We start from the raw sequence: 11,727 nt of genomic DNA on the forward strand, positions 1-11,727 counted from the left end.
CCCGGGCCGGAGCGGCACTCGGGAGGGCTCAAGCATAGCACAGCGCCCTCACGGCCAAGCCCGGGCTGGCGCTGCGCTGGGTGCCGATGGTGTGCCTCCTATGCCGAGCTCGGCATAGTCGCCACTATGCCGCGTTCCGAACTATTCCGAGTTTGAGTCTCGACCCTGCCAAGGCTGGTCGATGAGCACCGGTATGCTCGGCATAGTCTGATCTCCTTCCGGGGCAATACGCCCCTATGGAAGGAGATCGTAATGGAACAGTTCTACAAAGATCCGCATACGCCGGTCCGCATGCGAGAAGGCTTGTTCGGTGCGTATGTCGACGTGTTTGCCAAGCAATTGAGCGCCGAAGGATACGCCCGGGCTTCGAGCCGTTATGCGCTGCAAGTCGTGGCCGATCTCGGTCACTGGTTGAGTGAGCGCGGAATCGTTGTCCCGCAACTGACCACGAAACACCTTGAACGCTATCTGGATTGCCGATCAAGCCACCGGCACCGCAGGTCGGGTGATTCGGCGATCCTGCGACGACTGTTCGCCCTTCTGGTCGAGCAAGGCATCGTAGCCCAAGAGCCGGAAAGGGAGCGCACGCCGGCCGAACGGTTGGCGCAGGAATTCCGATGCTATCTGGAACAAGAACGCGGATTGGCGCCGGCGACGGTGGTCACCTACCTGGAATTCACTACGCGCCTGCTCGTTCACTGCTTTGCCAATGGCGAACCGCGGCTCGAGGATTTGCGGGCGGCCGATGTGGTGGGCTTTGTCCAGCGGGAAGCGGCTCGCCTCCATTGCCCCAAGCGCGCCAAGCTGGTGACGACGGCCGTACGCGCATTTCTGCAATACGCGCGGTACCGAGGCCTCATCACGATTGATCTGCGATCGATCGTTCCGACGGTGGCCATTTGGTCGATGGCGTCGTTGCCGAAGGGACTGTCATCGGACGAAGTGGAATGCCTCCTGTCCCACTGTGATCGAGAAACGGCGCTTGGCCGCCGCAATTGGGCCATTCTGCTCTTGCTCGCTCGGTTGGGGCTGCGTGCCGGCGAAGTGGTCGCCCTGCTGTTCGAGGATCTCGATTGGGAAGCGGGAGAGATTTCTATTCGGTCCAGCGAGACGCGTACGGACCGACTACCGATTCCTCAGGATGTCGGCGCGGCATTGGCTGAGTATCTGCATCACTCGCGTCCCGCTTGCTCCTCCAGACGGGTGTTCATCCGCATGCGCGCGCCGTACCGCGGATTTCTGAGTTCGGCAGCGATTGGCACCATCGTTCGTCGCGCACTGGATAACGCCGGCCTGAATCCCGCCCACAAGGGCGCGCATCTGCTGCGCCATTCGGTAGCGACCCGGATGCTCCGGCAAGGGGCGTCGCTGACCGAGATCGGTGAGATCCTGCGCCACCGCAACCCGCAAACCACGATGATCTACGCCAAGGTCGATCTGGATTTGTTGCGTCCTTTGGCCCTGCCGTGGCCGGGAGGTGCGCAATGAGCCCACTGGCACAAGCAATTGAGGATTACCTGGCCTTGCGACGTAGCTTGGGATTCAAACTGCGCGATGCCGGAATCTGTCTGGCGAAGTTTGCCGCGTTTCTTGAGGAGCGAGGCGCCGCGCACGTCACGATACCGCTCGCTCTCGAATGGGCACAGCAGAATCCATCCGCTGAGCCGTCAACCTGTGCACAGCGTCTTGGCCATGTACGCAGTTTTGCCCGTCACTATCAGGCGAGCGACCCACAAACCGAGATTCCGCCGCCGGAGCTACTGCCGTATCGCCCCCGCCGAGCACGACCGTACCTGTACTCAGACGAGGAAGTCGCGCGCCTGCTTCGTGGTGCTCTGGACCTTCCGCCTGGCGATGGCTTGCGCCCCTGGACGTTTCACTGTCTGTTCGGCTTGCTCAGTGTCGCTGGCTTGAGGATTGGTGAGGCCATTCGCTTGCAGATCGACGATGTCGATTTGCAGGAGGGCTTGTTGACGGTTCGCGGCACGAAGTTCGGGAAATCCCGTCTGGTGCCGATTCATCCGTCGACCCAAACGGTGTTGGCGCAGTACCAAGCACGCCGAGAACGCTTCGTCGCAGATCACCCCGCTTCCTCGTACTTCTTCATCACCAGCCGAGGAAATCATCTGGACATCGGCGATATTCACCGCACCTTCTACAAGCTGTCACGCCAGATAGGCCTGCGCGGTGAGACGGCCAGTCACGGGCCGCGCCTGCATGACTTTCGGCATAACTCCGAGACCGGGATTATTCCGAGGGCGGTGCCATACGGCGCCGCGCCGTCGGAGTTGAATGGGCGATCAGGCAGCGAAATCCTCGGAATTATCAGAGGCTCTTCAGGAAGTCCATTACATGGTCGCTTGGCCGGAAGCGGGGTGTCGGGAGCTTTTTGGCAGTCGTATGGGCGAGCGCGCGTTCCTTGAGCTGCATGTCTGCATGAAGGTAGATCGACGTGGTTTCGGGCGATTCATGCCCGAGCCAAAGAGCGATCATGGTCTGGTCGGCACCGTTGTGAAGTAGGTCCATCGCCAGCGTGTGCCTCAGCACATGGGGGGTTACCCGCTTGCCTGCCAACGATGGGCACTGTCGACCTGCGGCGATGAGATGCTTGTCCAGCATGTATTGCAGCGCATCGTGACTCAATGCAGTTCCGCGCGTAGTCGGAAAGACCGGCTCGCAAGGCTGGCCTTGGCGCTCGCGCAACCAGCTGCGTATCACGCGAACGGTGTCTTTACGCAGCGGCGTGCACCGATGCTTGCGGCCCTTACCCTCGCATCGCACGTGTGCACCGGCTCCGAGCACGATGTCCTCGCAGCGAAGGCCGGTGAGTTCCGCGGCGCGCAGCCCCGTCTGGATGGCCAGCATCATGAGCGCCCGATCACGGCGCCCTGACCAGCTCGTGAGGTCAGGCGCGGCAAGCAACGCGTCGACTTCGACCGACGTCAGAAAGGCGATCGGGCAGCGCGAATAGCGCTTGCTCGGCATGGCCAACACGCGCTGCGCCACTGCGCTGTGCTCCGGTGCATGCAGTGCCACGTAGCGGAAGAACGAATGAATGGCAGCGAGGCGAACGTTGCGGCTGCGGGCGCTGTTCTTGCGCTCACGCTCAATGTGATCGAGAAAAGCGCCGAGCAGCGGCGTGTCGAGTTCTGGCACCGTCAAATTCGAGGGCGCCTTGCGCAGGCGTTGTTGCGCAAACTGCATGAGCAAACGAAAGGTGTCGCGATAGCTCGCAATAGTGTGAGGGCTCGCCTGACGTTGCTGCATGAGCCGATCCATGAAGAACCCCTGCAGCAGGGACGGCAGCGTACTGATGGCGGTCATGGCCGCTGTCCTTGCTTGGAGCGCTCCACGCGTTGCAGGGCGTAGTGCAGCAACTTCGGCGTGGCGGTCAAATACCAGTAGGTGTCCGTGATATGGGCGTGCCCGAGATAGGTCGACAGCTGCGGCAGGTGCCGCTCGACGTCGACGCCGCGCTGATACCACCGGAGGAGCGTGTTGATGGCCAGTCGATGACGTAGATCATGTAAACGAGGTCCTCTGGAATCGCCAGCGCCGCGCAGGCCGATCTCATGCGACAACTTGACGAAGGTCCAACGCACGCACCAATCCGTCAGCCGGGTTCCGCGGTCCGAGACAAAGAAGCTCGGCGTTTCGGGATCGTGGCACCAACGATCCCGTCGCGCGGCGTAGCGTTGCAATGCACGTTGCGTGGTGGGGTGCACCGGCACGTAGCGCGACTTCCCGAATTTCGTGTCGCGAATCGTCAGCACTCCGTTGACGAGATCGACGTCATCGCGGTCGAGCCGCAAGGGCTCATTGGCCCGCAGACCGGCGGCCACGTACAGGCCGAACAGCGTGGCGAATGTATGAGGCCGCAGACCCGTAGCAGACGGTAGGCGTCGTGCTGCCTCGAGCAGGCGCGTGATCTCCTCGTCGCGATACAGGTAAGGTTCGGGACGGTGGTACCGGTGGGGAAGCAAGTCCGACGGTGGCACGATGGTGCGCGGATCGCTCGCGCTGCAATATAGCGCGAAGCGACGCACCATCCCAAGGCGGTTAGCCCATTGGGCGGGCTGCGCAGCGGCGGGCTGTGTTGCCCAATTCAATGCGAGCTCGGAGGTGATGTGGGTGGCACCCTCGCGCTCGGCGAATTCGACAAAGCGTTGCAGCAAGCGCCCGGCCAAGCGTAGCTTGTACCCAAGGGCGCGATGAACCGCGAGGTACTCATCGAGTGCAGCTTGCAACTTGCTCATGACGCACCTCCCGGCCACGCCAGGGCAATGCCACGCAGGGCCGCGATGTCCACCTTGGCATAGATCTGTGTCGTCGTTGGCTGCTGGTGACGCAGCAGCTGTCCAATCTCGCCCAGGGACGCGCCTCGGTGAAGCAGGTTGGTTGCAAGGGAGTGCCGCAGTAGGTGAGCCCCCTTGAACTCGGGGTTCAACCCAGCGCGCTGGAGGGCGCGCCGAACAATGCAACAAACGGCCACGGGGCCCGCAAGACCCTGCAGGGGAGCCTTCATCCGGATGAATACGCGACGCGTCGCACAAGCGGGGCGGACCTCACACAAATAGCACGCCAATGCCGCGCCAACGTCCTCGGGCAGCGGCAAACGTTCCAGCCGTTGGCCCTTGCCGCGCACGACAATCTCACCGCGCTCCCAGTCGAGATCCTCCAAGGTCATGGCCAGCACCTCGCCGCCACGCAATCCAAGCCGGGCCAGGAGCAACAGGATCGCGTAGTCGCGCTTGCCCGTCGGGGTGCTGCGATCGCAGCACGCGAGCAATTGTTCCACCTGCTTGGGAGGTAGCGACTTGGGCAGATGCGACAGTCTCCAGCTGGCCACTCCTGGAAGCGTGCGGGCCAGGTCGGTCTGGATAGCGCCACGCTGCAGCAAAAAGCGCAAGAACGAGCGCAGCGCGGTGATGACTCTCTTGCCATGGCTACGACTGATACGCAGGAGCTCGCGAAGAATGAAGCCGTGCAAATCCTGTGGTCGCAATAGTTCGAGGTGCAACGCCTCGCGCCCAAACCGCTCATCGAGGAAGCGCCGCACGATGGGCAAGTAGGAGATCAGTGTTGACCGTGACAGACCTCGCTCGGAGTGGAGGAACTCCTCGAAATCGCCCGTGAGGCAGGCGGCCGGAGTTCTATCAATCCTCTGTGCAGCCGCCGCGATTTCGTCACTGCCGCGCAGATACTCGAGAAGCTGCTGACCGGTGGCCGAATCGCCTCGCCACTTCTTCTCCCCGTGGCGAAGGGTTGCCAAGAACTGCGTCAGCCGATCCTCATCAAGCGCTGCCAGAGTCAGCCGACGCCGCTCGAGCCAGCGGCTGAGATCGGCCAGCACATTACACTTTGCGCGAACCGTGGTCTGCGCGTACCCCTTGCGCGAAAGTTGCGCTGCAAAGCCCTCGACGTGGGGTGCCAGCGGGCCAGTGCAAGGCTGTCCATCGGGTGCTGTTGTCGCACCGTGGCGAGTGAGCGTCATCGTCTGTCTCCTTGAAGATCCGGGAAGATTCCCAGTTGGAGACGACAATCGAATAATGCCGAGAAATCAAGCGCCGCTTCCGGCGCAAGTCGAGCAACAACTCGATGTATTGAAAACTACCGACACCGCCCTCGGAATAATCCCGGTCTCGGAGTTATGCCGATAATTCCGGTCTCGGAATTAACGTCATCGCTTTGCGGTTGAGACACTGTTGCAATGGTACCGCTCGGGCGAGGACGTCGAGCGACGCTTGCCGGTCCTGTCGACCTACCTCGGACATGTCCATGTCGCCGACACTTACTGGTATCTCAGCGCTTCTCCGGAATTGATGGGGCAGGCGATGGCGCGTCTCGAACAACGCTGGGAGGAACAGCCATGAACGTGACGGTCAGTTTCCCCGCGCTATTGCAGGGCTTCTTCACGCGGCGGCTGATGCAGCAACGTCGGGCCAGCCCGCATACGATTGGCTCCTACCGGGACACCTTCCGCCTGCTGCTGCGGTTTGTGCAAGCAAAGCTCGGTCAGCCACCCAATCAATTGGCATTCGAGCAGATCGACGCCCCGTTGATTGCTGAATTCCTGGAGGACCTGGAGAAGAACCGCGGCAGCACTGCTCGCAGCCGCAATTTGCGACTCACCGCGATCCGCTCCTTCTTTCGCTACGCGTCCTTCGAGGTGCCGGAGCACGCGGCCCAGATCCAGCGAGTGCTCGCCATTCCCAGTCAGCGATTTACGCGCCGTCAGGTCGGTTTCCTGACTCGACCGGAAATCGAAGCCTTGCTGGCCGCCCCCGATCAGCGTACGTGCTCGGGACGTCGCGATCACGCCATTCTCCTGGTCGCCGTTCAATGCGGGCTGCGCCTTTCCGAGCTGACCGGCATGTGCCGAAATGCGGTGTTTCTGGGCACGGGTGCTCATGTCAGAGTGCTTGGCAAGGGGCGAAAGGAACGCGCCACGCCGCTGACCAGGGAAACGGCAGCCGTTCTGAAAGCGTGGCTGTGCGAGGTTCCAGACAGCGCTGATGCCATCGTGTTTCCCAGCGCCCGTGGAACTCGCCTGAGTTCGGACGGGGTCGAATATCTCCTTGCCAAGTATGTCGTGATTGCCGCCAAGACGTGCCCGTCTTTGATGCACAAGCGGGTGACACCGCATGTGCTGCGTCATACCGCGGCCATGGAATTGTTGCAGGCCGGGGTGGATCGTTCCCTGATCGCGTTGTTGCTTGGTCATGAATCGGTCGAGACCACGCAGATCTACCTCGACGCGAATCTGGCCATGAAAGAGCAGGCTTTGGCCAAGGCGGCACCTCCCGGTAGCAAAGCCGGCCGCTACCATCCCGATGATCAACTGTTGGCTTTCCTCAAGGGGCTATAGTCCGCGACGATCAAGACTATGCCGACCGAAAATGCCATGTGGTGCTCGAAAGGCAGCTGGTTACGTGCTTGAGGCGCAACCAGCTGCATTGATCGGCATAGTTCGGAACGCGACATAGTGTTGCACAGCGTGCAGCAATGCCTCCATATGAGGGCCGCTGGCGGCCGGGCCGTGCTAGCTGAGAACGAGGTTGTCGCGGTGGATGATCTCGGGCTCCTCGACGTAGCCGAGGATGCTTTCGATGTCCTGGCTGGCGCGGCGCGCAATTCGTCGCGCGTCGCTGCTGCCGTAGTTGATCAGGCCGCGCGCGATCTCGCGGCCTTCATTCGAAACGCAGGCGACGGCTGCGCCGCGCTCGAACTCACCGCGCACGGCGGCGACACCGATGGACAGGAGGCTTTTCCCTTCGCGCAGGGCGTTGATCGCGCCGTTGTCGAGAACGAGTTTGCCGTTGAGTTGCAGGTGGTCGGCGAGCCATTGCTTGCGTGCCGTTATCGGCTGCGTTTCGGCCACCAGCAGCGTACCCAGCGACTCACCGCGCGCCAGACGCAGAATGACGTCGTGTTCGCGACCACTGGCGATGACGGTATGCGCGCCGCTGCGCGCGGCACGCTTGGCGGCGATGACCTTGGTCAGCATGCCGCCGGTGCCGAACTGCGTGCCCGCGCCCCCAGCCATGGTCTCCAGAGCGGCGATCCCGGCACGTGCTTCACTGATCAGGCTGGCTGCCCGATCCTTGCGCGGGTCGGCGGTGAACAGGCCCTGCTGATCGGTGAGAATGATCAGGCAGTCGGCTTCGACGAGGTTCGCCACCAGTGCCCCAAGCGTGTCATTGTCGCCAAACTTGATCTCGTCGGTAACCACGGTATCGTTTTCGTTGACGATCGGCACGACGCCGAAGCGGAGCAGCGTGTTCAGGGTCGAGCGCGCATTGAGGTAGCGCTTGCGATCGGCGAGGTCGTCGTGGGTCAGCAGGACCTGCGCCGTGTGCAAGGAGTACCTGGCAAAGGCTCGCTCGTAGACCTGTGCCAATCCCATCTGGCCGACGGCTGCCGCTGCCTGCAGTTCGTGCACGGCGTGTGGGCGCTTGCGCCAGCCAAGACGCTGCATGCCACAGGCGATCGCACCGGAGGAGACGAGAATGACCTGCTTGCCCGCCTGGCGCAACTCGGCGATCTGTCTCGCCCATTCGTCGATGGCGCCAAGGTCCAGGCCTTCGCCGTTGTTGGTGATCAGCGCCGATCCGGCCTTGATGACCAGTCTGCGGGCGTTGCCGATGCGGCTGCTGGCCATCTTCAGGTTTCGTCTTGCTGGTCTGCGAACAGGTCGCCGGCGAAGGGGGGGGCGACTGTAGCGCTCCTCGTGTCGACGGCTTCGGCGGCGACCAGGTTCTGCAACGCCTCCTGCAACTGGCGCGTGAGTTCGCGGCAACCCTCGGCACTGATCGCGCTGATGCGGAAATGCGGAATGCCCGTCGCCTGCGCGTGACAGCCCTGCAGGAAGTCCGCAATGCGTTGCTCGCGTTCGTCCGCGGGGATCAGGTCAAGCTTGTTGAGGACCAGCCAGCGTGGCCGGGTGGCGAGTTCCGGATCGTACTTCTCGAGTTCGCGAACGACCGTTTCTACGTCGCGTACGGGATCGGCGGCGGGGTCGACCGGCGCCAGATCGACAATGTGCAGCAGCAGGCGGGTTCGGGCGAGGTGCTTGAGAAAGCGGATGCCAAGGCCAGCGCCCTCTGCCGCGCCGTCGATCAGCCCGGGAATGTCGGCGATGACGAAGCTCTGGTCGTGGCCTACCCGCACCACACCGAGATGTGGCTGCAGGGTGGTGAACGGGTAGTCGGCGACCTTGGGACGTGCTGCCGAGACGGCGCGCAGGAAGGTGCTCTTGCCGGCGTTGGGCAGGCCGAGCAAACCGACGTCGGCCAGCAAGCGCAGTTCCAGGCGCAATTCGCGCTGCTCGCCTTCCTCTCCACGCGTGCACTGACGGGGCGTGCGATTGACGCTCGACTTGAAATGGATGTTGCCGAGGCCGCCTCGTCCGCCTTTGGCGAGCAGCACCTTCTTGCCGTCGACGTCGAGGTCGGCAAGGAGTTCGTTGCTGTTGACGTCGGCGATGGTGGTGCCGACCGGGACGCGCAGCGTCAGGTCCTTGCCGCGCTTCCCGTAGCAGTCGCTGGAACCGCCATTCTGGCCACGCTGGGCGCGATGCCGGCGCGCATAGCGATACTCGATCAGGGTGTTGACGTTGCGATCGGCGACAAAATGTACGCTGCCGCCGTTGCCGCCATCGCCGCCGTCCGGGCCGCCCTCGGGCTCGTACTTGTCGCGTCGGAACGAGGCGATGCCGTTGCCGCCGTCACCAGCGGCGACAAGAATTCTCGCCTCATCGATAAATTTCATGGCTGCGTCTGTCCGCTCTGTCCGTCTTTCCAGATATGCAAGCAAAAAGCCCTATCGCCAGCGATAGGGCTTGGTACCGCCGGGCTGGCTGCTTGCGCAAGCCAGCGTACCGGTGGTTCAGTCGGCAGTTGGAACGATGCTTACTGTGCGCCGGCGCTGGGCGCCTTTGATGGCAAACTGGACGTGGCCGTCGACCAGCGCAAAGAGCGTGTGATCCTTGCCCAGGCCCATGTTCTCGCCAGGGTGAAAGGCCGTGCCACGCTGGCGGACGATGATGTTGCCGGCGCGGACCAATTGACCGCCGTAGCGCTTGACGCCCAGCCGTTTTGCTTCGGAATCGCGGCCGTTGCGTACGCTGCCGCCAGCTTTCTTGTGTGCCATGAGTCAGACTCCTCTCAAATCAGGCTGAAGGGTCGAGCGCCGCGCCATTGGCAATCGCGTCAACCCGGATTTCGGTGTAATTCTGGCGATGCCCCTGATGCTTCTGCGAATGCTTGCGCCGACGAAACTTGAAGATCCGGATCTTGTCGTGACGACCTTGCGAAAGCACAGTGACCTTGACCGAGGCGCTGGCGATGAACGGTGTGCCAATGGCCACCGTTTCGCCTTCGCCAACCATGAGCACCTGGTCGAAGGTGATTTCTGCGCCAACGTCTGCCGGTATCTGTTCTATTTTCAATTTTTCGCCGTTGACAACGCGATACTGCTTGCCACCGGTTTTTATGACCGCGTACATGTTGGACTCCAAGGAACTGAACAAAGTGAGATGAAGAACCGCGCATTATACGGAATCTTCCTGCTCCGTCAAAGAGTTTGCGATCACTTGGGCCATCGCTCGCTTGACGCAAGGCGGGCCGGCGCCTAAGATTCCGAGGTTTTTGTGCCAAGGTGCCTTCTCGTGAGAATGGAGCAGTTGTACAGCCTGATCGGGGCGGACATGAGGGCCGTTGACGCGGTGATCCGCCAGCGCCTCCATTCCGAAGTGGCTTTGGTCCGTCAAGTTGCCGAGTACATCGTGCAGAGCGGCGGCAAGCGGCTGCGTCCGGCGCTGGTACTGCTGTCGGCTGGGGCCTTGGGCTACCGCGGCACCCATCATCACGAGTTGGCGGCGGTGATCGAATTCATCCACACGGCCACCTTGCTTCATGATGATGTCGTCGATGGCTCGGACTTGCGGCGCGGCCGTGAGACGGCCAATGCCATGTTCGGCAATTCGGCCAGTGTGCTGGTAGGCGATTTCCTGTACTCGCGAGCTTTCCAGATGATGGTGGTGGTCGACGACATGCGCATCATGCGGGTGTTGTCGGATGCGACGAACGTCATCGCCGAGGGCGAAGTGCTGCAGCTGATGAACTGCCATGACGCAAGCATCGATGAGCAGGGCTACCTGCAGGTCATCCGCTACAAGACTGCCAAGTTGTTCGAGGCGGCGGCGCAGTTGGGCGCGATCATCGGTGGCGGTGACGCAGCGGTCGAAAAGGCCATGGCCGTTTACGGCATCCACCTGGGCACGGCGTTTCAGCTGATTGACGACGTTCTCGACTACTCGGGCGCCGAAGTCGAGACCGGCAAACATCTGGGCGATGATCTGGCTGAAGGCAAGCCGACGCTGCCGCTGATTTTCGTCCTGCGCAATGGCAATCCGGAACAGGCGGCTTGCGTACGCCGGGCCATCGAGAACGGTGGCCGGGACGATTTCCCGCAGGTTCTGGCGGCCATTCGTACCACCGGTGCACTCGACTACGCGAGACAGAAAGCCAAGGTCGAGGCTGAACTTGCAGCAGCAGCTTTAGACGTTGTGCCTGCTTCTCAATACAAGGATTCCTTGCTAGAATTATGCCTCTTCGCTGTCGCTAGAAATTATTAGCGCAGTTGTCGCCTCGGTCGGGGCGTAGCTCAGCCTGGTAGAGTACTGCGTTCGGGACGCAGGAGTCGGAGGTTCGAATCCTCTCGCCCCGACCACCCGTTTCACCGCGGCCTTTCTGGCCTTCGCGGCATCGTTTGATCAACTTCGGATCCTCTTCGTGACCAGTCGCAGCCATCTTCGCGGTGACTGCCAGGTCCGTTCCGTGCGCCATGGTTGGTGGCAATGCTTCGCCCCTGCCGGTCTCGTTGCTGGTGAGGCTTTTTCCTGGCGTCTTGTCGCTTGTCGTTCCCCGTCTGCGAGCGCCTCTGCTATTCTTGCGCGCTGTGCTGGGTTTTTCTTTCGATGACGAAATATCTACTGCTAATCGGGCTGGTTTGGGTGCTCTGGTGGTTCTGGCGCAAGTCGCGGACGTCGTCACGCGGCAGCGCTGCCAACCACCACACCACTGTCCAGCGCGAAGCCGAACGCATGGTGCAGTGCACGCGTTGCGGGGTTAATCAGCCAGTGAGCGAGAGTGTTCTGGCCGACGGCCGCTACTACTGCTGCGCTGCCCATCGCGACGCTGGTGCGTCTGACGATTCCTGAGGTGC

At 62.1% G+C, this 11,727-nt stretch carries 12 protein-coding genes, 1 tRNA gene and 1 pseudogene; 7 read left to right on the forward strand and 7 right to left on the reverse strand.

What is annotated here, in order from left to right:
- The first annotated feature begins 252 nt into the window (after nucleotides 1-252).
- Both QZ613_RS12685 and QZ613_RS12690 read left to right on the forward strand, forming a co-directional pair.
- Entirely contained in the window at nucleotides 253-1,488 is a 1,236-nt protein-coding gene (locus tag QZ613_RS12685) for a site-specific integrase (RefSeq protein ID WP_291981328.1), read from the forward strand.
- Nucleotides 1,485-2,423: a tyrosine-type recombinase/integrase gene (locus tag QZ613_RS12690; RefSeq protein WP_291982731.1), complete on the forward strand. Its 939-nt coding sequence runs from the start codon at nucleotides 1,485-1,487 to the stop codon at nucleotides 2,421-2,423. The genes QZ613_RS12685 and QZ613_RS12690 overlap by 4 nt, the downstream gene beginning before the upstream one ends.
- Here the strand turns inward: QZ613_RS12690 and QZ613_RS12695 are convergent.
- From QZ613_RS12695 to QZ613_RS12705, 3 genes are read right to left on the reverse strand one after another with little or no spacing between them, the layout of a single operon-like run.
- Entirely contained in the window at nucleotides 2,326-3,324 is a 999-nt protein-coding gene (locus QZ613_RS12695; protein WP_043565948.1) for a tyrosine-type recombinase/integrase, read from the reverse strand. The genes QZ613_RS12690 and QZ613_RS12695 overlap by 98 nt on opposite strands.
- Entirely contained in the window at nucleotides 3,321-4,256 is a 936-nt protein-coding gene (locus QZ613_RS12700) for a tyrosine-type recombinase/integrase (protein WP_043565945.1), read from the reverse strand. Before QZ613_RS12700 ends, QZ613_RS12695 begins: the two co-directional genes overlap by 4 nt.
- Nucleotides 4,253-5,494 (reverse strand): site-specific integrase, encoded by a 1,242-nt coding sequence (locus QZ613_RS12705; RefSeq protein ID WP_043565942.1) that lies wholly within the window; start codon nucleotides 5,492-5,494, stop codon nucleotides 4,253-4,255. The genes QZ613_RS12700 and QZ613_RS12705 overlap by 4 nt, the downstream gene beginning before the upstream one ends.
- Nucleotides 5,495-5,678: 184 nt before the next feature.
- On the opposite strand from QZ613_RS12705, the pseudogene QZ613_RS12710 reads away from it, so the two are divergent.
- Nucleotides 5,679-5,873 (forward strand): annotated as a pseudogene (locus tag QZ613_RS12710) (integrase); the annotation flags it as partial.
- Nucleotides 5,870-6,868: a site-specific integrase gene (locus tag QZ613_RS12715; RefSeq protein ID WP_291865017.1), complete on the forward strand. Its 999-nt coding sequence runs from the start codon at nucleotides 5,870-5,872 to the stop codon at nucleotides 6,866-6,868. The pseudogene QZ613_RS12710 and the gene QZ613_RS12715, both read left to right, overlap by 4 nt.
- A gap of 174 nt (nucleotides 6,869-7,042) precedes the next feature.
- Here QZ613_RS12715 and proB read toward each other — a convergent pair whose 3' ends face one another.
- From proB to rplU, 4 genes are all read right to left on the reverse strand, one after another.
- The gene (proB, locus tag QZ613_RS12720) at nucleotides 7,043-8,161 is read right to left on the reverse strand and encodes a glutamate 5-kinase (RefSeq protein ID WP_291982733.1); all 1,119 of its coding nucleotides are present in this window, start codon (nucleotides 8,159-8,161) and stop codon (nucleotides 7,043-7,045) included.
- 2 nt (nucleotides 8,162-8,163) lie between these two features.
- On the reverse strand, nucleotides 8,164-9,270 hold the full coding sequence (cgtA, locus tag QZ613_RS12725; protein WP_043567091.1) for an Obg family GTPase CgtA: 1,107 nt from the start codon (nucleotides 9,268-9,270) through the stop codon (nucleotides 8,164-8,166).
- A 117-nt stretch (nucleotides 9,271-9,387) separates the two neighbouring features.
- Nucleotides 9,388-9,651 carry a 50S ribosomal protein L27 gene (gene rpmA, locus QZ613_RS12730; protein ID WP_043567090.1) on the reverse strand — a complete coding sequence of 88 codons (264 nt, stop codon included), beginning with the start codon at nucleotides 9,649-9,651 and terminating at the stop codon, nucleotides 9,388-9,390.
- Nucleotides 9,652-9,670: 19 nt separating this feature from the next.
- Nucleotides 9,671-10,006 (reverse strand): 50S ribosomal protein L21, encoded by a 336-nt coding sequence (rplU, locus tag QZ613_RS12735; protein ID WP_043567087.1) that lies wholly within the window; start codon nucleotides 10,004-10,006, stop codon nucleotides 9,671-9,673.
- Between the two features lie 162 nt (nucleotides 10,007-10,168).
- On the opposite strand from rplU, the gene QZ613_RS12740 reads away from it, so the two are divergent.
- The 3 genes from QZ613_RS12740 (at nucleotide 10,169) to QZ613_RS12750 (ending at nucleotide 11,722) form a co-directional block, all read left to right on the forward strand.
- On the forward strand, nucleotides 10,169-11,137 hold the full coding sequence (locus tag QZ613_RS12740) for a polyprenyl synthetase family protein (RefSeq protein WP_291982735.1): 969 nt from the start codon (nucleotides 10,169-10,171) through the stop codon (nucleotides 11,135-11,137).
- Nucleotides 11,138-11,155: 18 nt separating this feature from the next.
- A tRNA-Pro gene (locus tag QZ613_RS12745) sits at nucleotides 11,156-11,232 on the forward strand.
- A gap of 247 nt (nucleotides 11,233-11,479) precedes the next feature.
- On the forward strand, nucleotides 11,480-11,722 hold the full coding sequence (locus QZ613_RS12750) for a PP0621 family protein (protein WP_291863180.1): 243 nt from the start codon (nucleotides 11,480-11,482) through the stop codon (nucleotides 11,720-11,722).
- The last annotated feature ends 5 nt before the right edge of the window (nucleotides 11,723-11,727 follow it).

The organism is Candidatus Accumulibacter sp. ACC005, assembly GCF_907163215.1.
Lineage (GTDB): Bacteria > Pseudomonadota > Gammaproteobacteria > Burkholderiales > Rhodocyclaceae > Accumulibacter > Accumulibacter regalis.

What these genes read in the sequence shown, in the direction of transcription:
- cgtA (WP_043567091.1), bottom strand. Translation starts at nt 9,270, where the DNA reads ATGAAATTTATCGATGAGGCGAGAATTCTTGTCGCCGCTGGTGACGGC.
- QZ613_RS12715 (WP_291865017.1), top strand. Translation starts at nt 5,870, where the DNA reads ATGAACGTGACGGTCAGTTTCCCCGCGCTATTGCAGGGCTTCTTCACG.
- QZ613_RS12695 (WP_043565948.1), bottom strand. Translation starts at nt 3,324, where the DNA reads ATGACCGCCATCAGTACGCTGCCGTCCCTGCTGCAGGGGTTCTTCATG.
- QZ613_RS12685 (WP_291981328.1), top strand. Translation starts at nt 253, where the DNA reads ATGGAACAGTTCTACAAAGATCCGCATACGCCGGTCCGCATGCGAGAA.
- rpmA (WP_043567090.1), bottom strand. Translation starts at nt 9,651, where the DNA reads ATGGCACACAAGAAAGCTGGCGGCAGCGTACGCAACGGCCGCGATTCC.
- QZ613_RS12750 (WP_291863180.1), top strand. Translation starts at nt 11,480, where the DNA reads ATGACGAAATATCTACTGCTAATCGGGCTGGTTTGGGTGCTCTGGTGG.
- rplU (WP_043567087.1), bottom strand. Translation starts at nt 10,006, where the DNA reads ATGTACGCGGTCATAAAAACCGGTGGCAAGCAGTATCGCGTTGTCAAC.
- QZ613_RS12700 (WP_043565945.1), bottom strand. Translation starts at nt 4,256, where the DNA reads ATGAGCAAGTTGCAAGCTGCACTCGATGAGTACCTCGCGGTTCATCGC.
- QZ613_RS12705 (WP_043565942.1), bottom strand. Translation starts at nt 5,494, where the DNA reads ATGACGCTCACTCGCCACGGTGCGACAACAGCACCCGATGGACAGCCT.
- proB (WP_291982733.1), bottom strand. Translation starts at nt 8,161, where the DNA reads ATGGCCAGCAGCCGCATCGGCAACGCCCGCAGACTGGTCATCAAGGCC.
- QZ613_RS12690 (WP_291982731.1), top strand. Translation starts at nt 1,485, where the DNA reads ATGAGCCCACTGGCACAAGCAATTGAGGATTACCTGGCCTTGCGACGT.